Origin of the sequence: Alteromonas sp. S015 (genome assembly GCF_036864485.1) — a bacterium.
In the GTDB taxonomy this organism is placed as follows: Bacteria; Pseudomonadota; Gammaproteobacteria; order Enterobacterales; family Alteromonadaceae; genus Alteromonas.
The window spans coordinates 185188-210841 of record NZ_JAZETO010000003.1 but is presented as its reverse complement, the minus strand read 5'-3'; the positions used below and the strand labels follow the sequence as shown (position 1 = coordinate 210841).

At 45.8% G+C, this 25654-nt stretch carries 24 protein-coding genes; 16 read left to right on the top strand and 8 right to left on the bottom strand.

Annotated features, from left to right (window positions below):
- Positions 1-25: 25 nt before the first annotated feature.
- The 4 genes from V7R42_RS07380 to hslR form a co-directional block, all read right to left on the bottom strand.
- A complete protein-coding gene (locus tag V7R42_RS07380; protein ID WP_334019561.1) occupies positions 26-2443 on the bottom strand; it encodes a TIM-barrel domain-containing protein in 2418 nt (805 codons plus the stop codon).
- 242 nt (positions 2444-2685) lie between these two features.
- Entirely contained in the window at positions 2686-4248 is a 1563-nt protein-coding gene (locus V7R42_RS07375; RefSeq protein WP_334019560.1) for a phosphoenolpyruvate carboxykinase, read from the bottom strand.
- Between the two features lie 443 nt (positions 4249-4691).
- On the bottom strand, positions 4692-5591 hold the full coding sequence (gene hslO / locus V7R42_RS07370) for an Hsp33 family molecular chaperone HslO (RefSeq protein ID WP_334019559.1): 900 nt from the start codon (positions 5589-5591) through the stop codon (positions 4692-4694).
- Positions 5592-5614: 23 nt separating this feature from the next.
- Positions 5615-6019 (bottom strand): ribosome-associated heat shock protein Hsp15, encoded by a 405-nt coding sequence (gene hslR, locus V7R42_RS07365; RefSeq protein WP_334019558.1) that lies wholly within the window; start codon positions 6017-6019, stop codon positions 5615-5617.
- A 129-nt stretch (positions 6020-6148) separates the two neighbouring features.
- Here hslR and gspC point away from each other — a divergent pair, with 129 nt between their 5' ends.
- The 13 genes from gspC to V7R42_RS07300 all read left to right on the top strand — a co-directional run bounded on the left by gspC (position 6149) and on the right by V7R42_RS07300 (position 19123).
- Entirely contained in the window at positions 6149-7060 is a 912-nt protein-coding gene (gspC, locus tag V7R42_RS07360; protein WP_334019557.1) for a type II secretion system protein GspC, read from the top strand.
- Positions 7061-7155: 95 nt separating this feature from the next.
- Positions 7156-9207, top strand: a complete 2052-nt coding sequence (gene gspD, locus V7R42_RS07355; protein WP_334019556.1) for a type II secretion system secretin GspD — start codon at positions 7156-7158, stop codon at positions 9205-9207.
- Between the two features lies 1 nt (position 9208).
- On the top strand, positions 9209-10774 hold the full coding sequence (gspE, locus tag V7R42_RS07350) for a type II secretion system ATPase GspE (RefSeq protein WP_334019555.1): 1566 nt from the start codon (positions 9209-9211) through the stop codon (positions 10772-10774).
- On the top strand, positions 10775-12001 hold the full coding sequence (gene gspF, locus V7R42_RS07345; RefSeq protein WP_334019554.1) for a type II secretion system inner membrane protein GspF: 1227 nt from the start codon (positions 10775-10777) through the stop codon (positions 11999-12001). It abuts the gene before it with no gap.
- Complete coding sequence (gene gspG, locus V7R42_RS07340) at positions 12001-12438, top strand: type II secretion system major pseudopilin GspG (RefSeq protein ID WP_012520130.1); 438 nt, start codon at positions 12001-12003, stop codon at positions 12436-12438. Before gspF ends, gspG begins: the two co-directional genes overlap by 1 nt.
- Positions 12439-12443: 5 nt before the next feature.
- Complete coding sequence (gspH, locus tag V7R42_RS07335) at positions 12444-13070, top strand: type II secretion system minor pseudopilin GspH (protein WP_334019553.1); 627 nt, start codon at positions 12444-12446, stop codon at positions 13068-13070.
- Positions 13067-13495, top strand: a complete 429-nt coding sequence (gspI, locus tag V7R42_RS07330) for a type II secretion system minor pseudopilin GspI (RefSeq protein WP_334019552.1) — start codon at positions 13067-13069, stop codon at positions 13493-13495. Before gspH ends, gspI begins: the two co-directional genes overlap by 4 nt.
- A gap of 1 nt (position 13496) precedes the next feature.
- A complete protein-coding gene (gene gspJ, locus V7R42_RS07325) occupies positions 13497-14123 on the top strand; it encodes a type II secretion system minor pseudopilin GspJ (protein ID WP_334019551.1) in 627 nt (208 codons plus the stop codon).
- Positions 14120-15163, top strand: coding sequence for a type II secretion system minor pseudopilin GspK (gene gspK / locus V7R42_RS07320; RefSeq protein ID WP_334019550.1), 1044 nt, complete (start codon positions 14120-14122; stop codon positions 15161-15163). The genes gspJ and gspK overlap by 4 nt, the downstream gene beginning before the upstream one ends.
- A complete protein-coding gene (gene gspL, locus V7R42_RS07315) occupies positions 15163-16362 on the top strand; it encodes a type II secretion system protein GspL (RefSeq protein ID WP_334019549.1) in 1200 nt (399 codons plus the stop codon). The genes gspK and gspL overlap by 1 nt, the downstream gene beginning before the upstream one ends.
- Positions 16359-16838, top strand: a complete 480-nt coding sequence (locus V7R42_RS07310; RefSeq protein WP_334019548.1) for a type II secretion system protein M — start codon at positions 16359-16361, stop codon at positions 16836-16838. The genes gspL and V7R42_RS07310 overlap by 4 nt, the downstream gene beginning before the upstream one ends.
- Positions 16835-17590 carry a type II secretion system protein N gene (locus V7R42_RS07305; protein ID WP_334019547.1) on the top strand — a complete coding sequence of 252 codons (756 nt, stop codon included), beginning with the start codon at positions 16835-16837 and terminating at the stop codon, positions 17588-17590. The genes V7R42_RS07310 and V7R42_RS07305 overlap by 4 nt, the downstream gene beginning before the upstream one ends.
- Before the next feature lie 99 nt (positions 17591-17689).
- A complete protein-coding gene (locus V7R42_RS07300) occupies positions 17690-19123 on the top strand; it encodes a YdgA family protein (RefSeq protein ID WP_334019546.1) in 1434 nt (477 codons plus the stop codon).
- Positions 19124-19181: 58 nt separating this feature from the next.
- Here V7R42_RS07300 and V7R42_RS07295 read toward each other — a convergent pair whose 3' ends face one another.
- The 4 genes from V7R42_RS07295 to yrfG form a co-directional block, all read right to left on the bottom strand.
- The gene (locus V7R42_RS07295; RefSeq protein ID WP_334019545.1) at positions 19182-20237 is read right to left on the bottom strand and encodes an MBL fold metallo-hydrolase; all 1056 of its coding nucleotides are present in this window, start codon (positions 20235-20237) and stop codon (positions 19182-19184) included.
- A gap of 258 nt (positions 20238-20495) precedes the next feature.
- Positions 20496-21884: an NAD-dependent succinate-semialdehyde dehydrogenase gene (locus V7R42_RS07290; RefSeq protein ID WP_334019544.1), complete on the bottom strand. Its 1389-nt coding sequence runs from the start codon at positions 21882-21884 to the stop codon at positions 20496-20498.
- A gap of 278 nt (positions 21885-22162) precedes the next feature.
- The gene (gene yjjX, locus V7R42_RS07285; RefSeq protein WP_438823640.1) at positions 22163-22714 is read right to left on the bottom strand and encodes an inosine/xanthosine triphosphatase; all 552 of its coding nucleotides are present in this window, start codon (positions 22712-22714) and stop codon (positions 22163-22165) included.
- Between the two features lie 21 nt (positions 22715-22735).
- On the bottom strand, positions 22736-23434 hold the full coding sequence (gene yrfG / locus V7R42_RS07280; protein ID WP_334019542.1) for a GMP/IMP nucleotidase: 699 nt from the start codon (positions 23432-23434) through the stop codon (positions 22736-22738).
- A gap of 71 nt (positions 23435-23505) precedes the next feature.
- On the opposite strand from yrfG, the gene nudE reads away from it, so the two are divergent.
- The 3 genes from nudE to V7R42_RS07265 all read left to right on the top strand — a co-directional run bounded on the left by nudE (position 23506) and on the right by V7R42_RS07265 (position 25630).
- On the top strand, positions 23506-24069 hold the full coding sequence (gene nudE, locus V7R42_RS07275) for an ADP compounds hydrolase NudE (protein WP_334019541.1): 564 nt from the start codon (positions 23506-23508) through the stop codon (positions 24067-24069).
- 3 nt (positions 24070-24072) lie between these two features.
- Positions 24073-24918 carry a 3'(2'),5'-bisphosphate nucleotidase CysQ gene (cysQ, locus tag V7R42_RS07270; protein ID WP_334019540.1) on the top strand — a complete coding sequence of 282 codons (846 nt, stop codon included), beginning with the start codon at positions 24073-24075 and terminating at the stop codon, positions 24916-24918.
- A gap of 127 nt (positions 24919-25045) precedes the next feature.
- A complete protein-coding gene (locus V7R42_RS07265) occupies positions 25046-25630 on the top strand; it encodes a YceI family protein (RefSeq protein ID WP_334019539.1) in 585 nt (194 codons plus the stop codon).
- The last annotated feature ends 24 nt before the right edge of the window (positions 25631-25654 follow it).

The window sequence follows — 25654 nt, the reverse complement described above, 5'->3', positions numbered from 1 at the left end:
GCAATAAGAACAGAGCCCTTAATTATCACATAATCACTACCTTTACAGATTGCTGATAATCGCAAGAAATTGCAAGTGAAAGCGTTTTCCCTTTTTCGTTCCACTGTACAGGTACGACATGGCCATCAATTGCAACGCTCTTTGGCTTTTCTTTGAAACCATGCACCACGTAGTTAATGTTGCGCCGCTTCGGCATACCAATATAGCTGCCTTCGCTATCAAGAGTCAGAGTTAACGCGGCCTTATCGTCAACAGACGCGCTAAGCAGTAATTTGGTGTACAAGCCTTTTTTGACAGACGCTGGATTCTTACCGTCATCTTCATAATAGGTGTAAGAAGACGAAGCTACAGAGCTGTCATGCCAGTAATGTATTTCTAGCTCGCGAGCATTGAACTGCTCAGTGCGATCAAGTTCTTTTGACATAGGCATAAAGCTGCCTGCTTTAACCCATACAGGGAAATTTTCTTGGGTTAACAGGTAATCTACCGTTTGACCGCCTTGATATCGAGTATCAGAAAAGAAGTCAAACCATACACCTTTAGGCAGCGCAGTTGGCCACACCGTTTGGTTTGCGCTAGTTACAGGCGAAACTAACAGCCCGTCGCCCCACAGATAGCTGTCTGCATTTTCAAACCAATCGCTTTCACCATACGCCATCGCTAACGGTCGCATTAATGGCGTACCGTAAAGTGCGTTTTCGAAAGCCAATGAATAGTTATAGGGCAGCATATCGTAGCGAAGCTGGATAAACTTCCGCGCAATCGACTTTACGGGGTCGGCGTGAAAAACAGGTTCTGGCGCAATATTATCTTGAGCGTGAGGCCTAAATACCGGTGAAAAAGTACCGAACTGAAGCCATCTTGTATAAAGCTCAGCATCAAAGGTTTCGCCACCTGCAAAGCCTCCCAAATCAGAGTGCGTATAGGCTAACCCGAAAACGCTCATCTGAAGTGCGAGTTCTACCTGAGGTTTAAGCCCGCCCCAGCTTCGGCTTACGTCCCCTGTCCAAGGTACCATGCCGTAACGCTGGCTTCCCAAGAAGCCTGAGCGCATCAGCACGAATGGCCGCGTGTCGGGTTGCAATTCAGTTAAGTTGTTATACACGGTTTTCGCCCACTGATGACCATAGGCATTGTGCACTTCTGCTCCGTTTACTTTTGTAGACTGCCAAATGTGCTGAATATCATCAGGGTGTACTTCAGGCTCGCCCAAGTCGCCCCACCAACCCGCAACGCCCTGTGCAGCAAGTTTTTCATAATATTGCCAAAACCAATCTTGGCCCGCTTCACTGAACACATCGACAAGACCAGTATTGCCAAAATAGAAATCGAAAGTATACGGCGCACCATTATCGTTTTGAGCAAGCGCATTATTGGCAACGGCGCTTTCCCATTGCTTTGAGGTCGTAAGAATAAACGGTTCGGTAATAAGCACAGTTTTAACGTCTTGCTCACGCAGCGTGGTAATCATTTTCTCCGGCTCTGGGAAGGCGGTGGTGTCCCAACTTAAGTTCCCCATATGTCCTTTAATGTCTTTGCCAAACCAATATAAATCGAGCACTACGGCATCAACGGGAATATCTTGCGTATTAAAGGCATCGACAACATCCATCACCTCATTTTGCGATTTATAGCCAAATCGTGACGCAAAATTACCTAACAACCAACGCGGTGGAAGCGGCTGTTTTCCCGTTACTGCTACGGTATTCGTTACCGTATCGTCTAGGTTTTCACCCAACACCATGATGTAGCTAGCACGCCCGCCTTTGGCAGAAAACAGCAACTCGTCGGCTGCACTGCTGCCCATATCAAGATTACCCGACGCGGTATTATCGAAAAGCACGCTGTAGTGCTTCGAGGACATCACAGCCGACAGCCCAAAATACATCTGGTTTGACGATGTGGTATATCCATAGTGTGCTTTGTTGTATAGCGGCATGCTATGACTACGACGATCCATACCTAAAACGCGCTGACCACCGCCGTAGAGTTTTTCGTTCTGATCTAGCGTAAACGACAGGCTCACACTTTCGTCGGTTATAGAGAGTCCACCGCGCTCTTTAGCAACAACTTCGCCATTTAGCGCATAGCTTATTAGATGACTTTGCTTATCAATGCTTGCTGAAATATCCTTGTGAGTAAGCGTGATGGAGTTTGGCGTTTCTGACACACCTAAGTCGAGCTTGTTGAAAGCAACGCCGTCAGGTAATGCCATAGACGGCAAGTTAACATAAGGTTTACCGCTGTCATCAGTTAGGAAAGTAACCTGAAAGCTATTGTTTCCAATCGCTGTCACCGTGAAGTCGTTGGTGTCGGTATCAATGTGAAGCACGTTGCCTTGTAGTGCGAACTTTTCAATATCGGCAAATGCAGTGCCTGAGGTCAGTGCCAAAGCGGATAATAAAGTGGCTGGTAGAGTAAAACGCTTTTGCCTATTCGTCATGCTAGAACCTTTCTTATTGTTTCAGCTTTATACAGCCCCGGTACACACTGAAAACCTAATTATGTTAAGTAAATGATAACGGCAGGCAGTATTGACTTAAATAAACATACGTATTCATTGTGTGAAAAATGTTAATAGCAGACGGATATTATTCTTAAGGGATAAAAAAGCCCGCAACACGGTGCGGGCAAAACATCAATCACGTTTAAAGTGATGAACGTTGGGAAGGGACGAACGGGGTATTAGTTACCCGGTCCGGCTTTAATGATAGCGTCGCTAACGTCGTATTTTTCAAAGTTCTGTTTAAAGTCGTTTACTAAGTTAGCGGCGTATTCGTTGTACTTTTCTTTGTCGGCCCACGTGTTTTGAGGCACAAGCAAATTACTGTCTACGCCTTCAACGGCAACCGGAACATCAAGATTTAGCGCATCAATGTGCTGGGTTTCAATATCAGCCAAACTACCTGACACAATCGCATCGATAATGGCGCGCGTAGTAGGGATATCAAAGCGACTACCGGTGCCGTAAGGGCCGCCTGTCCAACCGGTGTTAACCAAGTAAACCTTAGCACCGAACGCTTTAACGCGCTTAATTAGAAGCTCTGCGTACACACCTGCTGGACGAGGAAAGAAAGGTGCACCGAAACAGGTTGAGAAAGTAGATTCAATATCGCTAGTAGAACCAATTTCAGTAGAGCCGACTTTCGCTGTGTAACCACTTAGGAAGTGATACGCCGCAGCTTCTTCACTTAACACTGAAACAGGGGGCAACACGCCACTTACGTCACAGGTCAAAAATACGACCGAGCGAGGTTCGCCGCCTCGATTTTCAGCAACGCGCTTTTCAATGTGTGAAAGCGGGTAAGCCGCACGCGAGTTTTGGGTTAACGATGTATCGGTATAGTCTGGCGTGCGCGTTTCATCTAGCACTACGTTTTCTAAGATCGTACCAAACTTTATTGCATTCCAAATGACTGGCTCGTTCTTTTGAGAAAGATCGATACATTTAGCGTAGCAACCACCTTCTATATTAAACACGCTACCTGGTGCCCAGCCGTGCTCGTCGTCACCAATCAAGAAGCGCTTAGGATCGGCTGATAACGTGGTTTTACCCGTACCAGAAAGACCAAAGAACAGCGTCACATCACCTTCTTCGCCCACATTGGCTGAACAGTGCATAGGTAGCACGTCTTTTGCTGGAAGCAGGAAGTTTTGCACTGAGAACATGGCTTTTTTCATTTCACCCGCGTAACGCATACCTGCAATCAACACACGCTTTTTAGCGAAGTTAATGATAACTGTGCCATCGCTGTTTGTGCCGTCACGTTCTGTGTCACAAGTGAAACCGGGTACGTTTAAGATTTGCCAAGGCTGGTCGCCTTTAACATTCCATTGTTCAGGAATAATAAATAGGTTACGGGCAAAAACGTGCTGCCACGCAGTTTGCGTTCTTACTTCAAGCGACAAAGCATGTTCAGGGTCTGAGCCCACTTGAAGGTGTGAAAGAAAGTGTTCTTGGGTAGACAAGTAAGCTTCAACACGTTCCCACAGTGCATCGAACTTATCGGAATCAAAAGGCTTGTTCACCTTGCCCCAATCGATGTCATTTTCTGTTGAAGGCTCTTTAACGATAAATCTATCATTTGGAGAGCGACCTGTTCGTTTTCCAGTCTCAACGACAAGCGCGCCGTTCTTGTCTAATATACCTTCGCCGCGTAATACGGCGCGCTCGATAAGTTCTGCATTTGGCAGGTCGGTGAGTGGCGTTACTTTCAAATCCGTTTGAATTGAGGCTGCTGCGGTCATGGCTGTTACCCTATATGTAATTTTTCAAAAGCACTTTCAAAAAAGTATCACCTCTTCGAGTGTAATGTAAACAAGCCCTAGCGCGCATTTATAAAACACATACTCACTATTTATCATGTGTTAATTTCATAAATATTGTAAATTAATTACAAGGAAAGCCTTTTCCTTGGATATAAATGCAAAAATAGAGCGTAGAAAACCTATATTGATCGATGAATTTCAAAATAAAAAATGACAATTTTTCTTGAACCGGCGACTGAAAGCTTTCACTGGAACATAAAAAAAAGGAAAGTGAGACTGTAGAGAAAAGTTAAACACTTACAACTGAGCGATTTTTAACCACAAGTGAAGTGTTTAGCAAATGAATTGATATATGCTGTGAGAAATTCTGAAACGAAAAAGCACCTTGGAGAAGGTGCTTTAATACAATAGTAAACATCCACTTACTGATTAGAGGACGGTACGTCGAAGTTGCCACTGTGAATGGCTTCTACGTCGATACTATCGAAACGATACTCGGTATGGCAGTACTGACAGTTCATTTTAATTGCGCCTTCTTCCGCAATAATTGCGTGAAGTTCAGACTTCTCGACGTGACGAAGGGCTTCTGCGCTGCGCTCCTTTGAACATGAACAAGCAAACGTTACGTCCTTAGCGGGATACACTTCCACGTCTTCTTGGTGGTAAAGACGATATAGAATGTCTTCAACTGGCAAAGAAAACATCTCTTCTTTGGTTAAGGTTTGAGTAAGCTTAGAGATATGTGCAAATTCATTAGCTTGCGACACATCGGTAGCGCTGGCATCAGTAGGTAATACCTGAAGTAACACACCCGATGCTTTGGCGTTTTTAGGGTCGCTCATATCTGTCATTAGGTGCACGCTAGTGGCTAGCTGCTCTGACTGAGCAAAGTAGCCCTCAATACACTCAGCAAGAGAAGGTTTATCTAATGCTACAACGCCCTGATAACGTTCGCCTTCATCTGGTGTGATGGTAATTACCAATACTGCCTGAGATAATAACTCCGAAAACGTTTCAGGTAACGTTTCTAATGTTTCATCCCAGCGCGCTACTCCGCGAAGCGTTTGTTCATGAGTGGCATTTAACACCGCGTAACTCACTGGGCCTTTGCTTTGAATTTGAAGTGAAATTTCACCTTTAAATTTAAGCGTTGCCGTTAATAATGACGTCGCTGCCGCCATTTCACTTAGCAATGATTGAATTTGCACAGGGTATTCATAGCTGTGCACAATTTGTTTTAAACTCTCGTCAAGACGAACTAATTCGCCACGAACGTTAGCTTGGGTAAATAAGAAGCGGTGTAATTTATCAAAATCGCTCATAACTAATCCTGTTGAGCAGCTCATCATTGCTGCTTAAATTTAATAATTTGTCGTCGCTGCTTTTTATCAGGTCTGTGATCTGGTTTAGGGCTGTGAAATGCGTTCATCTTGCGCGCTATTTGGTTCTCTTCACGTTTTGTTACACTTTCAACCGTCTCTTCGAAAAGCGCCTGCGCCAAAGGGGCGCTCAAACGCTTGTCACTTAAGCCTAGCACTTTAATTTCACGATTATCCCATCCTGAGGGAACGTTAATCATGGCACCAAGTTCTACATGTTTGCCAGGTTTGGCGCGTTGCCCGTTGTAATGAACTTTTCCCGACTGCACCATGTCTCTAGCTATTGCGCGAGTCTTAAAAAACCTTGCAGCCCATAGCCACTTGTCCAGCCTGACATTTTGTGTTGTATTGTTGCTATTCAATTGGCTCATGTAATATTTTCGTAATGGTGTGGCTTTAGTGTTGTGACCCTCTCCTTTACTAGGCTATTATGGGTTTGCTAAAGCGCGGTTAACCAAACATTCACTATATTATAATAAAGCAGTACCATCAGTGGCAGCATGACATTCAATAAACCCAACCCACAATCTCTGGTTGTTTATCTGAACCAGCATCAAAAACAGCTACATACCATCGTAGTGGTTGTGCTCAGCCTGTATTTAATTGCATTTGCTGCCAAATTTATGTGGCGAATTATACCCGAACCTCAACTATCTGCGACACCCACAGCAAGCCGAGCTCCGCTTATTTCTTCGTCGTCAGGCCAAAATGGGGTCAACATCGCCAAAATACAACAGCTGAATTTGTTTGGTAATGCAGCGGCTAAACCCTCTGAACCGGTAGCTGAGGTTACTGACGCGCCGGAGACACGATTAAATTTAACCCTGACCGGCGTTGTAGCCAGTTCAGAGCAGGAAGCAGGCACCGCTATTATTGAAAATCGCGGCAGCCAAGCGGTATATGGTTTAGGTGAGAAGATTGAAGGCACCAATGCTACGTTGCAAAAAGTGTACAACGATCGCGTTATTATTAAAAACGGGGTAAGAAACGAAACCCTAATGCTTGACGGTATTGATTACGATGAAGCCAATCGTCGCCGTGAAATGCAAGCAAGAAACCAACCTGAACCACAGGAAGAGGATGCAGTAGAGCTCAGTGAAGAAGCGCTAGAAGCAACCGCAGCGCTGCGGGAACGTCCCGCCAACTTCACAGACTTTATTTCAATTTCGCCAAAAACCGACGAAGGCCAGCTTATTGGTTATCAAGTAAGTCCTGGCAAAGAACCTGAATTATTTAGATCGGCAGGGCTTCAGGCTGGTGACGTCATCACACAGATTAACGGGTTAGATCTTACCGACTTGCAGCAATCGCAAGAGGCACTTTCTGAGCTACGCAATGCACAAACAATAGAATTAACGATTATTCGAGATGGCAGCTTAACCACGCTTTACCTAGATTTACCTGAATCGTGACAGCAGCGGATACAGCGCTATTTCGTCGCTAGGTAAGCAGAAGAACAACTAAAGCAAATCGGTCATCGACAAGTTAGGAAATGAAGGACGTTAGAATGAAAAGGCGCACTAGCCAAAAACTATTATCTCGCTTGAGCACAGCCATGTGTACAGCACTTCTGTGTTTCTCGGTGACGGCCGCTGAGTACATGCCTAATTTCAAAGATACCGACATCAACGAGTTTATTAATATTGTTGGTAAAAACCTTGAGCGCACCATTATTGTCGACCCCAACGTGCGCGGAAAAATAAGCGTACGCAGTTACGACATGCTCAATGAAGACCAGTATTACCAGTTTTTCCTAAATGTACTGCAAGTATATGACTTTGCTGTTGTAGAAATGCCTAGTGGTATTTTAAAAGTGGTTCGCTCGAAAGATGCGAAAACATCCAACATTCCAGTTGTAGAGGGCGCTAATCGCGACGGCGATGAGATGATCACTCGCGTTGTGCCTGTTTACAACGTGCCAGTGCGCGAACTAGCGCCTATTCTGCGCCAGTTAAACGACCAAGCCGGCGGTGGCAACGTGGTTAGCCACGATCCCTCAAACGTAATGATGCTAACCGGCCGAGCAGCGGTAGTTAACCGTCTGGTCGAAATTATCGAGCGCGTGGATCGCGCTGGTGATGAAGAAGTTGAAATTGTTAAACTTCGCTATGCTTCAGCGTCTGAAATGGTGCGAATCATCGATAGCATTAATAAATCTCAAGGCAAAGCAAATACAGGGGCTAAATCTGAGCCCCGCGTAGTGGCTGACGACAGAACTAACTCTGTCATAGTGAGCGGCGACATCAAAGCGCGACAACGCCTTATTAATCTTATTCAGCGTATGGACCAAGAGCTTGAATCAAACGGTAATACTCGCGTGTTGTTTCTTAACTATGCGAAGGCTGAAGACCTCGTTAAAGTTCTGCAAGGCGTTTCTGCCAGCATTCAAGCGGAAGAACAAGGTGGTGGCACTACATCGCGACGAGCGGGTTCAAACCGTGAAATCAGCATTGATGCACATGAAGATTCTAACGCCATCGTTATTACCGCAGAGCCAGACATGATGCGCTCATTAGAAGAAGTGGTACGTCAGCTTGATATTCGCCGTGCGCAAGTACAAGTTGAAGCCATTATCGTTGAAGTATTTGAAGGCGACGGCACTACTTTGGGTGTACAGTGGGCCTCTGAAGCCGGCGGCGGTACACAGTTCAATAACGGTGTTGTACCTGTTGGATCATTGGCGGTAGCCCTTAAACAAGCAGAAGACGATACCGATACCGAAGCCTATGTAACAGATGATGGCGAAGTGGTCACAGTTAACACCACCGATGAAGGCGATTACACCGCACTAGCGAACCTTTTAGGCGGCGCTAATGGCCTCATTGCTGGCGTTATCGAAAATGGTTGGGGCGCTGTGGTACAAGCGGTAAGCACAGATACCAACTCAAACATTCTTGCCACGCCTCATCTAACTACCATGGATAACGAAGAAGCGTTTTTCATTGTAGGTCAAGAGGTACCGATTATTACAGGTACAACTACCGGCGCGAATAACTCCAACCCTTTCCAAACGGTTGATCGCCAAGAAGTGGGTATCAAGCTTAAAGTTACGCCTCAGATCAACGAAGGCGATGCGGTACAGCTTCTTATCGAACAAGAAGTGTCTAGCGTAAGTGGTGCCACATCAGTAGATATTTCGATTAACAAGCGTGAAATTAAAACTACAGTCATTGTGGATGATGGCGGCACGATCGTTCTTGGCGGCCTTATTGATGAAGACGTACAAGAAAGTGAATCTAAAGTACCGTTACTGGGCGACATTCCTATACTCGGTCATTTGTTCAAATCGACATCGACCAGCAAGCGCAAGCGTAACCTGATGGTATTTTTGAAGCCGACGATTGTCCGTGACGGCGCCACTATGAACGCAATCAGCCACCGGAAATATAACTATATTCGCGCACTTCAGCTTAAGCGTCAGCAAGAAGGTGTGTCTCTCATGCCATCAGCTGAAACGCCAAGCATGCCTGAATGGAACGATGCATTAGCCTTACCTCCTTCGTTTGAAGAGTACCTTTCTGAAAAAGAAAAGCAAAAGCTAGAAGAAGGTAACGACTAACATGGCGGGGCAGGACGAACAAATTACCCAAGCACTGGAAGCACAGGAAGAAGCCTTGGAAGCCATGGGTGAAGACGCCGGTTTGCCTGAAGAGGAGGCCGGTCCAAGGCAGCTTTCGTTTAGTTTTGCAAAGCGCAACCAAGTGTTGCTTGAAACCAACGAGACGCCAGCTGTACTGTATTTTACAGAAAATACGCCATTCGATGTATTCGCCGAAGTTCGGCGCTTTTATGGCGAACCGTTTTTACCGAAAACGATTCCCGCGAACGAATTTGAAAGTCTGCTTACCAGTGCGTTCCAGCGAGATAGCTCAGCGGCTAAACAGCTAATGGAAGACCTTGGCAATGAAAGCGACTTGTTCGCCCTTGCCGAAGATTTGCCGGACACTGAAGACCTGTTAGACAGTGAAGACGATGCGCCCATTATTAAGCTTATCAACGCTATGCTGGGCGAAGCGATTAAAGAAGGCGCATCAGATATTCATATTGAAACCTTTGAAAACCAGCTTGTGGTTCGCTTTCGCGTAGATGGTGTATTACGCGAAATTTTGCGCCCGAATCGCAAGCTTTCTTCCATGCTGGTATCGCGTATTAAAGTTATGGCGAAATTAGACATCGCCGAAAAACGCGTGCCTCAGGATGGCCGCATTACATTGCGTATAGCTGGGCGAGCAGTAGATGTTCGTGTTTCTACTATGCCTTCAAGCCACGGCGAGCGTGTGGTACTACGTCTACTGGATAAAAACAATGCGCGCTTAAATCTAGAAGATTTAGGCATGACGCTGCAAAACCGTAACCACTTTTCATCTCTTATTCGAAAGCCTCACGGCATTATATTGGTTACCGGCCCAACGGGCTCGGGCAAAAGTACCACGTTGTATGCAGGCTTGACCGAGATAAACTCACGAGACAGAAATATTCTTACCGTTGAAGACCCCATTGAATTTGATCTTCCGGGCATCGGTCAAACACAGGTTAACCCCCGTGTGGATATGACTTTTGCCAGAGGTCTTCGCGCTATTTTGCGTCAAGACCCCGATGTGGTCATGGTCGGTGAAATTCGTGATATAGAAACCGCGCAAATTGCCGTTCAAGCCAGTTTAACTGGTCACTTGGTACTTTCTACGCTGCATACCAATACGGCAGCGGGCGCAATAACCCGTTTAGAAGACATGGGTATTGAGCCCTTCTTGCTATCATCCAGCTTATTGGCTGTGCTGTCACAGCGACTCGTTCGTACTCTGTGCTCAGATTGCAAAAAGCCACATACGCCTGACGCCTCTGAGCTGGAAATACTAGGGAAGAACGCCACAAGCGACACCACCATCTACAAACCTCATGGCTGCGCCGCGTGTAATCAAACTGGCTACCGAGGCCGTACCGGTATTCACGAACTATTGTTGGTTGATGAAAAAGTGCGTGAAATGATGCACGAAGGCGTGGGCGAACAGACTATAGAACGCTATATCAGAAAATCTACTCCAAGTATCCGTGAAGACGGCTGCAGCAAGGTTTTAGCGGGTAAAACCTCTCTTGAAGAAGTGCTTCGAGTAACGAGGGAAGACTAAATGGCGGCATTCGCTTATAAAGCGGTTAATGCCCGCGGTAAAAATACAAATGGAGTACTTGAAGGCGATAATGCCCGTCAGGTTCGCCAGCAGCTGCGTGAGAAGGGCTTAATTCCTCTAGAAGTGGAGCAAGTCGCAGAGCGCGCGCAAAACGAAAGCAAAGGCTTTTCTCTTGCTTTGTTTAAACCACGTATTTCGGCATCAGATTTGGCGCTACTTACACGCCAGCTGGCTACACTCGTCGAATCAGCCCTTCCTGTAGAAGAGGCGTTACTTGCCGTAGCCGAGCAATGTGAAAAACCCCGTCAGAAAAACATGATGATGGCGGTACGCAGTAAAGTCGTAGAAGGCCATGGGCTTGCTGATGCGTTGGGACAATTTCCTAGTGTATTTGATGAGCTATACCGCGCAATGGTTGCAGCAGGGGAGAAATCAGGTCACCTTGATACCGTGCTTAATCGGCTAGCCGACTACACAGAACGCAGACAGCAAACGCGCAGCCAAATTACACAAGCGATGATATACCCATCGTTAATGCTGTTTTTTGCAATGGGTATTGTACTGTTGTTATTGACCGTGGTGGTGCCGAAAATCGTTGGGCAATTCGACCACATGGGGCAAGACCTGCCGGGCATAACACAATTCCTTATATCTGTAAGTACGTGGCTGCAAAATTATGGCTTGTTTATGCTTATTGCCATTGGCGTGCTCATTGTGGTTATCCAGCGTGTGCTGCAGCAGAAGCACATGAAGCTGCGCTATCATAGAGCGCTCTTAACTCTGCCTCTCATTGGCCGAGTGTCTCGTGGCCTTAATACTGCGCGTTTTGCGCGAACCTTAAGTATTTTGAGCGCCAGTGCGGTTCCACTACTTGAAGCTATGCGCATCTCTGGTGATGTGCTAGAAAATCAGCATATTAAAAACCAAGTGGCGGATGCAGCCATTAACGTTAAAGAAGGCAGCAGCTTGCGGGCAGCGCTGGATAACACAAAAATGTTTCCACCAATGATGATGCATATGATTGCGTCAGGTGAAAAGTCGGGAGAGCTACAACAAATGCTAGCTCGCGCCGCAGATAATCAAGATAGGGAATTTGAAGCGCTTATTGGTGTCTCACTTAAGGTATTTGAACCCTTACTTATTGTATCGATGGCGGGCATTGTTCTGTTTATCGTTATGGCAATATTGCAACCAATTTTAGCATTGAACAACATGGTGAATATTTAATGAAAACACTTAATCGCAGTTCTGGTTTCAGTTTGATTGAAGTCATGGTCGTACTTCTAATCATCGGTATTATGGCCTCTATGGTGGCACCGCAAATTTTGGGCAACCAAGAAGAAGCGCAGCTTAAAAAGGCGGCGGTAGATATCCAGCAAATGGAAAGTGCTCTGGAAATGTACAAGCTACGCAATAATCGTTTCCCAACCACAGAGCAAGGGCTAGATGCGCTCGTTACTGCCCCAACTATTGATCCTATTCCACGTAACTATCCAGAAGGTGGCTTTATCAAGCGCTTGCCTGAAGACCCGTGGGGCAACCCTTATGCGCTAATTAGCCCGGGAGAACTAGGCGTGGTGGATATTTTCTCTAATGGTCCAGACGGCGAACCCGGTACTGATGATGACATTGGTAACTGGAACATTAACGAATACCTGAACTAACTTTTATGCACAATCGCGGCAGTACATCGTTCAATAAAGCGGGCTTTACCCTATTAGAAGTCATGCTGGTACTGCTGCTGATGGGATTGGCGGCGGGTTACGTTATGTTTAACGCATTCGGTGCGAGTAAATCTGACCTGCTAAAAACCCAAGCTCAACGCCTGCAGGTAATTGTTGATATGGCCAGCGACTTTGCGGTGTTAAACCAACAACAGCTCGGCATTCGGTTTGAAGCTGATAGAAATGAATACTATTTTGTCTACTTAGACGACGAAGATAAGTGGCAGCGTGTTGAAGGCGAAAAAACCTATGAGCCTTACACGTTACCAGAGCCTTTTACCTTCACCTTAAACTTAGAAGACTTACCATGGGATGCTGAAGATAGACTCTTTGATAGGCAGCTATTCGACGAGAATTTAAGTGTTTCGGATGAAGGGGTTGAAATAGGCAACGAAGAAGACAAAAAGCTGCCGCCGCCTCAAGTGCTCATTATGTCAAGCGGAGACATTACGCCTTTTACCTTGTCGTTTAATTACGAAGGAGATGACGGCGACGACCCCGTTTACTTTAGCCTTCAAAACCAAGACATTCCGCCGTTAGTGCTTGAAGGGCCTCTGGAGCGACCACTATGAGTTGGTCTGCTTTTGTTGTATCCAAAAGAAGCATCACATCTACCACACCACGCCAACAGAAAGGCTTAACACTACTGGAGGTCATGGTAGCCCTGCTCATTTTTGCACTAACCGGAATAGCGGTACTTAAAGCCGCAGGTGATCACTTATCAAGTGTTGGTCAAATAGAATCTGTCACCTTTGCCAATTGGGTGGCCAGCAATCGCTTAAACCAGCTTCAATTAGATACCACGTGGCCGCCTAAGAACAATTTAAAGGGCACCATGGAGATGGCCGATCGCACGTGGTACTGGCAGCAAACGGTCACTAAAACCAACGACAATGACTTGCGAGCAGTTACCATTTCGGTGGGTGAAGACGAAAACTACAGCAATTCTGTCACATCAGTTACCACTTTTGTGGCTAAACCAACGGCGGGCAATTAGTATGCAGCGCGGATTTACGCTCTTAGAAATACTGATTGCTATGGCTATATTCACTCTTATCGGGCTGGCATCAACAGGCTTACTTACCACAGTTATCGACAGCAATGATATTTCTGAAGAGCGTTTTGCCAAATTGCAATTATTGCAGCGTGCCATGATCACCATTGAGCGAGACCTTCAACAAGCAGTGCCTCGTGCAGCAAGAGTTAACGGTGAAAAGCAAAACGTGGTTATGTCAGGTGGTGAAACCGATGACAGCGATGATGACGGCATTGGCTTTGTGCGCGGAGGATGGCACAACCCTCAGCTGATGCTGCCAAGAAGTACATTACAATTTGTTGCTTATCGATTACGTGAGAACAAGCTAGAGCGCCTATACAGCAACTATGTGGATAATGTCATTGGCTACGAGCCCAAAGTACGTGTACTGCTAGAGGATATAGAAAGCTTAAAAATTGAATTTCTAGCCACCGCTAATAGTAGTTCGTTGGATGAAAACGAAGACCTATCTTGGAATGAGAGTTACAAGGGCGAAGTACTTCCTCGCGCGGTGGCCATTGAGTTTGTCAGTAAAGACTTCGGAAAAATTCGCAGAGAATTCACCTTAACTACGGGTGAATCGTCATGATAATTCAAAATATGCAGCGCAAGAGCATTACATCACCCGCTAAGCAGCAGGGCGTGGCGTTAATGATTGTACTAATGATAGTAGCTCTGGTTACCGTGCTGGCTACCGAAATGGGCACACGCTTACAGCTGCAGGTGCAACGCACCATGAACCTTAAAGACAATAATCAAGCCTATTGGTACGCCATGGGAGCAGAGGCCTTTGCACGTAAATCCATCCAGTCTTTGATAGAGGAAAGCCCGGAAGTTATCTCTATTGATCAGCCTTGGGCACAAGAGTTCAGCTATCCTTTAGAAAACGGTGGCTTGACCGCTAACTTAGAAGATTTGCAATCGTGTTTTAATTTAAACGCGATTACGACTGGCAGTGCAGGAGACTCAGGCAGTAACAGCGGTGGCAACAATGGGGCGAGTAACACTACTGAAGCCATGGATGCTTTTCACACGATGTTGCTATCACTTAGCGTTGACGGGCTAGACAACTACACCGCAGATACATTACGAGACAGTTTAGCCGACTGGATAGACGAAGATGACAGAATGCGGCCTTACGGCGCAGAAGACAGTGAATACGAGTCCAGAGAGTTTCCTTACCTTGCGGCTAATGGACCACTAGCATCAAAAAGTGAATTGCGTATTATTAACGGTGTATCACCACAGTGGCTAGACGCATTACTACCTTTAGTTTGTGTGATCCCGAATTTCAATGAGTTGAAAATTAATGTCAACACATTAGAAAAAGAAGACGCACCATTACTTGCAGGCCTAACGGGTTTAGACATTCAGCAGGCCGCAAGTTTGATTAGCGCTCGACCGCCAAAAGGCTGGGACGAGATCAACGCATTTTTAAGCTTACCCTCTATTCAAGGGCTTAATTTAACAAGCTCTCGACAAGATTGGTTTTCGGTTAAAACTGAATATTTTATGTTGCATACAAAAACACAATACAACAAAGCAACCTTTAAGCTTTCCACCGTGTTTCACGTTGATGCCGATAACGGTGTCAGTGTTGTGAACCGCGAGTTTGGGGGAACCTATTGATGGAACAACTCTTGGTGCGCTTAGGCGCCAACCACACAGATCCAATTAGCTGGCTCGTTTATTCGCGAACCGAAGATGAAATTATTGCATCGGGCGAGCTGCCGAATGCAGAAACCTTATCTTCGCTTACCGAACGAGCGGGCCAACGCAGTGTTATAGCGTTAGCACCTAGTAGCGAAATTTTACTCAAATGGGTTGAGCTGCCGCCTAAAGCTGGCCGCAAAATCATTTCGGCAATTCCGTTTATGTTAGAAGACGAGCTTGCCACCGACATTAGCCAACAGTTTTTTGCTATTGGCCCTAAGCGAGGCGATGAACAGGCCGTTGCAGTAGTTAGCCATGAAAGAATGGAACTATGGCAATCATGGTTACGCGAAGCTGGGTTATTCTGCGACACCATTATTCCTGATGTACTGGCAGTACCCGTAACCGAAAACGGTTGGTCGGTGCTTACATTAGGTGAACAGCTACTCGTTCGACAAGATGCTTTCAAAGGCGTGCAGGGCGAATTGTCGTGGTTACTGCCAACCCTCGTCCATTTCACTGCGCAACAAGAAAATCCGATCACTATTACCAATTATGCGGGTATCGATTTAAGCACTTTGCCAAATATTGAGGAAGCGCAGGCACCTATAGAGCTACCTATGCAAGTATTGGTAAAAGAGGCGATGCAAAGCAGCTTTAACCTGTGCCAAGGCGATTACAAGGTAAAGCGCAAGCGCAGCGGCGTTTTGAATCAGTGGCGTATTGCTGCGGTTTTAGCAGTGTTAGCGCTATGCTCCAGCCTTATCGACAAAGGGGTTTCTCTTTACCAGCTTAAAGCCCAAAATCAGGCGTTAAGCGCAGAAATAAATACCGCTGTTAAAACCGGTTTCCCCAATATCGGTACCTATCGCAACGTGCGATTAAAGCTACAAAGCGAGCTTGCCAAGCTAGAACAAGGCGGTGGCAGTGCCTCTATGCTGATTATGCTAGACCAACTCGCTCCAGCTTTTTCAGCCACTGATGTAAAGCCGCAAACATTGCGTTTCGATGCTAGCCGCACAGAGATTCGCATTCAGGCGCAAGGTAAAAACTTTGAAGCGCTAGAGCAGTTTAAACGTACAGCAGAAAACGTAGGCTTCGTGGTCGAACAAGGGGCCATAAATAATCGTGACAACGGTGTTGTGGGTACAGTATCAGTAAGGAGTACCTCATGAGTGCACTTATAGAAAAGTACAAAGCGCTGACAGAGCGCGAACAAAAGTTAGTACTGGTTTCAGCTGTACTGTTAATCATAGCGCTATTTTATTTTGCGGTATGGTCGCCACTTAATGCTGCTTTAGATAAACAAAGACAGCTTCTCGACAACCAGCAATCGTTGTTGGTTTGGGTAAAAGACAGTGCAGCAAGAGCGCAGCAATTACGCCGCATCAGCGGTGGAAAGCGTGTATTTTCTGGTTCGTTACCACAAGTGGTAAACCGCACCACGGCTCAGCACGATATTGCTATTTCTCGTATGCAGCCACAGGGCGACGAGCTTCAAGTGTGGGTAGATCAGGCACCGTTTAATAGTGTTTTAGACTGGCTCAAAACCATGGAAAATATGGGCGTGATTATTCTTCAAGCGGATATTGCCGAGGCCGATGCACCAGGCTACATTAAAATTCGTCGATTACAATTAGGTAAAGCATGAAGTTGAAAGTTAGTTGGATTATAGGCGGCATTATTGCCTTCTTATTGTTTGCCATTGCTTACATGCCTGCTGTTCATGTCATTGGCCGCGTGGCGTTACCTAGCAATGTGGCCGTTAGTGGTGTTAGCGGTACGTTTTTATCAGGTAAGGCGCAAACCGTGATGGTTAATGGTCTGCCCATTAACAACGTAAAGTGGGAGCTAAGTCCTTTACATATGTTGATAGGTAAAATTAAATTAGACCTTAAAGCAGGCAATATTCGCGATAAAAACGACATTGCATTTGAAGGGCCTATTGCCACGGAGCTTTTCAGCCAAAACAGCGTAAATACCGAAAACTTCACGCTGTACTTACCGGTAGACCGAGTGCTAGCACAAGTTCGCCTTCCGCTGCCAGTAAATGCTGGAGGGCGTTTCAAAGTGTCGCTCAGTGAATTAAAATATGGGCCTGCGTGTCAATCGCTAAACGGCACCGGAGACTGGTTAAATGCGACAGTAGCGGGCACCCAAGGTCCTATCGATTTTGGTACTTATTCCGCGAAGCTGCGTTGTGATGGCGATGATATAGGCATACTGGTAAGTGAGCCTAACTTACTAAGCTTGTCGATGGATGCGGTTATCCCTACTACGATGAAAAATATTCGTGTAAGTGGTAAATTTAAGCCTGACGACAGCTTACCTCAAGAGGTTCATCAGGCTGCACGTCTATTTGGAACACCGGATAGCAACGGTTACATTGCTATTAAGCTCTAACGCATAGCGCAAACTATGCACGGAATTTCTGGGCCACAAACGTACGCGACCTTTGTGGCCAAAGGAACTGGAAACACTTTTTAACAAGGGATTGTATTAATGAACAAACCTCTTCTAACTGGCGCGGGCGTGACTCTGGTTGCACTTGGCGTTACTCCTTATTTTATTGGTACTAGCGTTCACGAAAATGTTAATGCAGCGGTAAGCGAAATTAACCAGCAAGCCGTTTATTCGGCCGAGGTACTTTCGTATGACAAAGGCTGGTTTTCTACCACGGCGGAAATCAAACTTGCTGTCGATTTTCAAGCGCTAATCAATGCACAGAATTTTGACCCCGCTGACATACCAATGGAAGAAAACCCTGGCGTAACCGCTACGCTAGTAGCTCATCACGGACCGGTGTACTTTGGCGATGGCTTAGGGTTAGGCCGCGTTCACTATACGGTGTCTATTGATGGAGATGAGTTAAGAGAATACGTTCAGTGGGACGGGCAACAGCCAATTTATCGCAACGAAGGCGTGGTTGGTTTGTTCGGTGGACTAAATTACGCAGATGTTATTCCAGCGCTTAGTGCAACGTCCGAAGAAGAGGGGTTCACGCTGCTTTTCTCTGGTTATACGGGTGAAGCTGAGCCTGATGGTGACCACACTTTGTATACGTCTTCGGGCGAATCGCTAAGCATAAGTGCAGATGAATTTTCCATGGAAATGAAAAATTTGTCCATGGATTTGAGCTATGAAGGAAATTTGCTAGCGGCCGTCAAAGGCGACGTATTTGAATCGGAAGTTAAGGCACTTGTAGAAAGTATGAAAATTACTGGTGTTAGTGTCGGTGAAACCGTGCAGATGGAGAACATTGCTCTTATAACAGATACTGACGTCAACGAAGGTACCAACACCGCCAATATCTATGTTGAGTATGCAATTGATAACCTTGTTGGCCCCGAATTCGAAGCGACAAACATGGTACTAGGCGTTGCTATAAACAACTTGGATATAAAATTTATCAATGCTTATCAAGACTTTAGCAACACTTCACTGTTGACACCCGCTGAAGAAGTGCCCGCCAAAATGATGGAATTTATTGAGGCGAACCTGCTTAGCCAGCTAAAAGCAGAACCTGAACTTAACATAACAAAGCTGAAAGCAACCTTACCTGAAGGCTCGTTCAATGCTCATGCAAACACGAAATTAGTAGGTATAAACGCGCTTCCAAGTACGATGGAAGACGTCGCCTATTGGGTTACACATTTGTTGGCTGATGCACAGATAACCGCCGACAAAGCCTTTGCACAAAACATGGCATCAGGCTATATGATGAGTCAGTTAATGGCGACGCCTCAAGCGCAAAACATGACACCAGAAGAGCTTCAAGCCGCTGTAGAACAACAAACGCCTATGATGTTAAGTACATTTGCTCAGCAAGGCTTGATAAAAGAAACAGAGAAAGGTTACGAAACAAAGCTAGAGCTTAAAGATGGCAAAGCCAGCGTAAACGGCACGCCTATTCCATTGCCTTTTGCCCCTCAATAATAGTCAGAGAAACGCTATAAAAGCGTAAACCGTGTATAGCAAACGGTTTACGCTCACCTTACTCCTGTTCAGAAAGGGTAATGTTCATTAAGTCTTCAGCGGCATATACTCGTCCCTCAGCTACGACAGTAATCGCCTCAGTAAGTGCATCTAGACCCGGTTCGCTACGTTTCATAATATGAGACAACACTATTCGCTTAGCGCTGGACTGGGCGGCAATGTCGATAATCTGAGCGGGTGTCATATGCAAGTTCTTAGCAACCTGTCCCGCGTCATCACCAATGGCGTTGTGTAGCACTAAAAGGTCTGCGTTTTTCGCAAAACGAGCAATATAGCCCAGTTTGTCATTAGTATCACCAGAGAAAACTGTTTCGCATCCATTGGCTTTTACTTTCCAAGCCAGTGTTGGAATAGGCCCATGGTGTACCGCCATCGCTTCTACCTCTACTTGGTCGCTTATACGGTATTCAAAAGGTTTGTCAAAAGTAGCAGTGCTGATGTTCTTTACGGATACAGCATATTCGTCCTGACCTTCTACAGTGTAAGAAGATAAATATTTAAACGCGCCATCTTTGCCGATTAACGATGACACATAAGCACGTGTAGACGGCATAGTGTCGTTACCATCGGGCCCCATAATCTGAAGATTCTTCTTACGCTCAGTGAAGTACCCACCTTTCACAAAGCTTGGTAAATCAGTGGAATGATCGGTGTGTAAGTGGGAAAGCAAGATAGCGTCTAGCGATTCAAACGTCGCCCCCGCAGCGCCAAACTGAACGCTGCTGCCGCTTCCTGCGTCTACCAACACGCGAGCCTTGTCATCGACCCATACCACATAGGCACTCGATGTTCTTCCATCATCCAGTTCGGGCCCACCGGACCCCAATATTTGCACTGAAACGTTATGACAAGCCATGGAACTGGAGCTTTGGTCAGCATTTTTTGCTGTAAGTGGTGGTTGAGACAATGGCTGCGCTAAAGCCGAGAACGATAGAATAGCAGTGGTTGTCATAGCGCAAAAAAACGCAGTTTGTATTATACTGCGCTGTTTGTTCTGCCTTGTAAACCCAATGCCTGACCTTGCATTGCTTAACTGTTTATTTATAACCGTCATAACCATCGCCTTATATTATTCCTTGGTAATTAATACACAGATAGGTGATTAAAAGACCGTTTGCCCGGACAAAACTATTCAGCGTAGTCGACTGCGTACTGTTTTTTCGCCTGACTGTTTTTAATCAAATGGCACGTTAATCATATGGGCTTTGCTGTAACCTATCTTAATGAATTGGGAATACGGTAAAAAGTACGGTAAAACAAAAAAGGCGAACCTAAGCCCGCCTTTCTTCTCATTGCTTCTACCAGAGGCGCACTACTCTGCCGACTTCTCAGCGACCATGATAGTTTTGATATTGACGAATTCACGCATACCGTATCCGCCGTGCTCACGGCCATAACCGCTGTCTTTCACGCCACCAAAAGGTAAGTTTGGTTGTGCCAAAGAGTACCCATTGATATTAACCATACCGGTATCAAATTCGTCTTTCGCCAATGCTATTGCTTTGTCGGTATCCGTACTGAAGATACCGCCTCCCAAGCCATAACGTGAATCATTTGCTACTTCCATAGCTTGTTTGTCGTCGCGCACGCGAATGAGCGACGCAACCGGTCCAAATAGCTCGTCATCATAAGCGGGCATACCTGGCGATACATCTTCCAGCACCGTAATTGGGTAAAAATAGCCATCAGAGTCTGGAATTTCTCCACCAAGTGATAGCGTAGCACCGTTTTCCAGCGACTTTTTGACTTGCTCATGAAGTTCATCTCGCAAATCTTCTCTGGCCATTGGGCCTAAATCCGTATTTTCGTTCGTAGGATCACCCACTTTAAGCTTCTTACACTGCGCCACGAACTTGTCTCTAAATTCGTCATAAACACTGTCTACAATAACGAAGCGTTTTGCCGCCACGCAGGTTTCACCGTTATTGATGACACGACCTTGGATACACATTTCTACGGCATGGTCGATATCCGCATCTTCTAACACCAAGAAAGCGTCATTACTGCCAAGCTCCATCACGGTTTTCTTCGATAAACTTGCAGCTTCCTTCGCAACTTGCTTACCTACTTCGTCGCTTCCTGTAAAGGTGACGCCGCGCACATACTTGTGCTTAATTAAGTCGCTTGCCGTGCCGCCGTCAATTAGCAGCGATTGGTATACGTTCTTGGGAAAACCAGCGTCTTCATACATTTGCTGGATAGCTTGCGCCATACCAAAAACATTTTTAGCGTGTTTCAGTACAGTGGTGTTACCCGCCATTATATTAGAAGCACTATAACGAATAACTTGATATAGGGGAAAGTTCCAAGGCTGTATACCAAGGATAACGCCAATTGGCTGATAGGTGATAATCGCTCGGCCACCTTCGAAAATACGATGCTCGTCCTCTAAAATTGAAGCGCCGTGCTCGGCCGTATAGCGGCATATTTCAGCGCATAACTGTACTTCTTGTTTGCCTTGCGCGGTAACCTTTCCCATTTCACGAGTCATCAAGCTGGCGAGATCGTCAATTCGCTCTTCCATTAAATTCGCAAGGTTATTAAATAAATCTGCGCGGGTTTCAAATGACGTACGACGCCAGTTCAAATAAGCTTCTTGTGAACGGGTAACCGCTTGTTCAGCGTCCCCGGCTGACATCAAATGATAATGATCGATCTTTTCACCTGTAGCAGGGTTGTAGGTATTGATTGTCTCACTCATTGTCACTCTCCTTATTCCGTTTGGTTAGAAGGAATTGCAACTACAACGCCAAGGTGTCAGAAAAAATTTTTCTGCTTATTTTCAATAGCATAGATATGAATCGCAGCAGGAGTGATGGAAAACTTTTGAATAGATCCAGAAAAGATTACCTATCGCAGTAAAGATTTCAGGGCGACCATTGAGGTCGCTTTATAAATTTGCTGAGCGAGAATACACGTTTGAATATCAGTGTGAAGACCAGATTAACGCGCCTTTTGGATTATCACAGGGTGATCAACCTAGTCAGTGTATAGATCAGGGAAATGGAACTTCGCCATGGCCAACGTCAGCGCCACTTCATAAACACTTTGTCGCGAAGCGTGATTTAAAGTAAGTAACCCAATAGCGCCCCCCTTTTGCTTTATATTTACTGTATCAAAGAGTCTGTCCATAACCGGCCCAAGCTCCTCACCGCGCTGCAGCGCTTGATATACGCTCACTGGTAGAGGCAAACTTGCGCTTCGTGTTACCGACCAATGACCCTCGTGATATATGGCCACATAGGCGAAGGTTGCGGGGCCATCTTCAAATACATCTACGCCACCTTCAATTGCTACATACCACGCATCTGTGAGTCCACCTTGATGATGAGCCAGCATGGCCTTCACGCGATTAATAGCGCCCAACCGCGTTTCATCTTCATTCATTGGCTGGTCTGGCACACCGCTCGGCACGGCCATGCCCTGAGCGTCGAAATCATGCTCTAGTGTGTCGGAAAGTGTATTGAGTGCAGCATTTATTTTTACCGGATTCAGCGAGCCTACAAAAATTGTGTCAGATACCATCTGCATTTGTCCTTCAAAAACGTCCTTTTAAACAGTACCAACAGGGTTCTGCTTAATGTCTTCTAGCATTAAACGGTAATCGCGTACCGCAGGAAACTCACTAATATTGCGATTTGGCAAGGTACTATCGGGATTATCGACAGCGAGTAAATGTTTAATACCGTAGGTTTTTGCCGCATGTAAAATTGGCAATGAGTCATCGACAAATAAGGTACGATGGGCATCGAACTTGACTCGTGCCTGCAATTTTTCCCACAAAAGCTGAGACTCTTTAGTAACGCCAAACTCATGGGTCGATATAAGGTTGTCGATATGTGCATCGAGTTGGGTATGTTCTATCTTAAGCGCCAAACTATTTGGGTGCGCATTGGTCACTAATACCACCTGCCTGCCTGAGTTATGAAGCGCATCAAGGAAGGGTATGGTATCGTCACGAAGGGCAAGCAAATGCGCCAGCTCTCGCTTCAGCGGCATAAACTCATTTTCTAAATCCATTTCAAGAGATTCAGCCCAGTAATCTAAGCAATACCATTGAATTTGCCCGAATACTGACTCATATCGCGCAGTCATTTCACGTTGACTCTGCGCCTCTGAAATTCCTCTTATTTGTGCTAAACGTTTAGGCAAATGATGTAGCCAGAACTGGTTGTCATAATGAAGGTCCAGCAAAGTGCCATCCATATCTAACAGTACAGTCTCTATTTCATTCCAGGGCAGAAAGGGCAAGCGATTTTCCTTATAATGAAGTAAGCTAAGAAATTGTATACAAGTATGATAACAAAGTTGTAGCGATAGACATGCCAAAAATTGATCCGAACAAACCGTTACCACACATTCATTCTCGTGAAATTGTTGCGCAAAGCAAACTCTTTAGGGTAGAACGCTTAGACCTTGAGTTTTCAAACGGCGCCACCCGTGAATTCGAACGGATGGCCGGTGGAAACAGGGGTGCAGTGATGATAGTGCCCATGCTTGATGAAAACACCATGGTATTAATTCGCGAATATGCAGCCGGTACACATTCGTATCAACTAGGTTTTCCAAAAGGTTTAATAGACCCTGGCGAAACTGCCATTGAAGCTGCGAATCGCGAACTACAAGAAGAGGCTGGCTTCGCGGCCAACGATCTTGTGGAGCTTCATAAGGTCAGCATGGCACCCACCTTTTTTAATGCCAATATGACCATTGTTTTGGCCCGCGACTTGTATCCAAAGCAGCTTGAAGGCGATGAACCAGAGCCTCTCGAGGTGATCCACTGGCCTTTAGATGAAGCAGATGCTTTACTTGCACGAGAAGACTTTGTAGAAGCACGCTGTATAGCCGCGCTGTTTTTAGCTCAAAAGTGGTTTAAGGAACAATAAACAATGCCCGACGACGCCCATGCCGACCTACTAGAACTTGCGAAAGAAATTGCCATTGAAGCCGGTGAAGCCGTATTAGAAGTGTACGATAAAGGGGAGTTTGACGCTTATCAAAAAGACGATGAGTCTCCCGTTACCAGCGCAGATTACTTGGCAAACGATATCATTAACAAGCGCTTACAAGCCGCGACGCCTGATATCCCAATCCTCTCAGAGGAAAATAAACACGCAAGTTTAGAAGAGCGAAAGCATTGGCCTCGATACTGGTTAATCGATCCCATCGACGGCACCCAAGAGTTCATCGCCAGAAGCGGGGATTTTGCAGTAAACATTGCGTTAATAGAGAACAATGAGCCAACGATAGGCGTTATCTTTTGGCCTCCTGGACAGTCGTTATATTACGCCCAGAAAGGCAAAGGTGCGTTTAAGTCATCACCTGATGGCGACCATCCAATCAACGTACGCAAGCTAGACGACCCTAAAAATAGCGTGGTGATGATTGCAATAAGCCGGCGTCAGTCGAGAGAAAAAGTACTCAGCAGAATGTGCGCTAAGCGCGTATACCAAACCCTTCCACTGGGAAGTTGTTCACTAAAAGCCTGCTTTATTGCCGAAGGCAAAGCTGATGTGTTTATGCGCATCGGTATTACCGGCGAATGGGACACTGGCGCATCGCAATGTATTGTCTCTGAAGCTGGCGGGAGCATTGCCGCGGCTAACTTCGAACCCCTCACCTACAATCAGCGTCATTCGCTAGAGAACCCAGATTTTGTGGTAATGGGCGATCAAAGGGTGCCATGGCAAGATGTAGTTCAGTATGATGACTTCGTAAACCCACATCAGCACTAGCGCGTAATAATTTACTTAGCGCAGCGTGTTAACCTACGTATAATAGCGTAGTAATGTTGCTGGGCCACATTACTCTGGTAGTGGTTAAATCAAGCCAGATGGAACCAAAAAGTAAAAGGAGTAACCTATGATGACTACACGTATTCGCACGTTGTCTGCAGCATTGCTCGCATGTGGGCTAGCATTTCCTGCCGCAGCCGATTGGTCAATAGACGGCAAAACAAGTGCACTACACTTCTTATCGACGAAGAATGCACAAGTCACCGAAGTACATAAGTTTGATAGCTTTGATGGTACGCTGTCTGACGGTGGCAAACTTAACGTGGCGGTGGACTTATCGTCAGTGAATACAGCTATTGATATTCGCAACAAGCGAATGCAAGAGATGCTGTTCAACGTGACCAAGTTTGCACAAGCGACATTTGAAGCCAACTTGCCTGAGTCGATGATGAACCTGAAATCGGGCCAAGTTGTCAACGGTAAGGTAGACGGTATTTTGATGTTGCACGGTAAAGCTGTTCCTACGTCATTTTCTGTTAAAGCAAGTAAAGTAGACGACGATACACTTACCGTATCAACCACGTCACCAACGTTGATTAAAGCAGAGTCTTTTGGGCTTGCTGAAGGCGTGGCTGCACTTCAAAAAATTGCAGGGCTTAACAGCATAACAACAACAGTACCCGTGACGTTTTCAGTTACGTTTACGCAATAAAACAGTGTTATTACTACCGCCTAT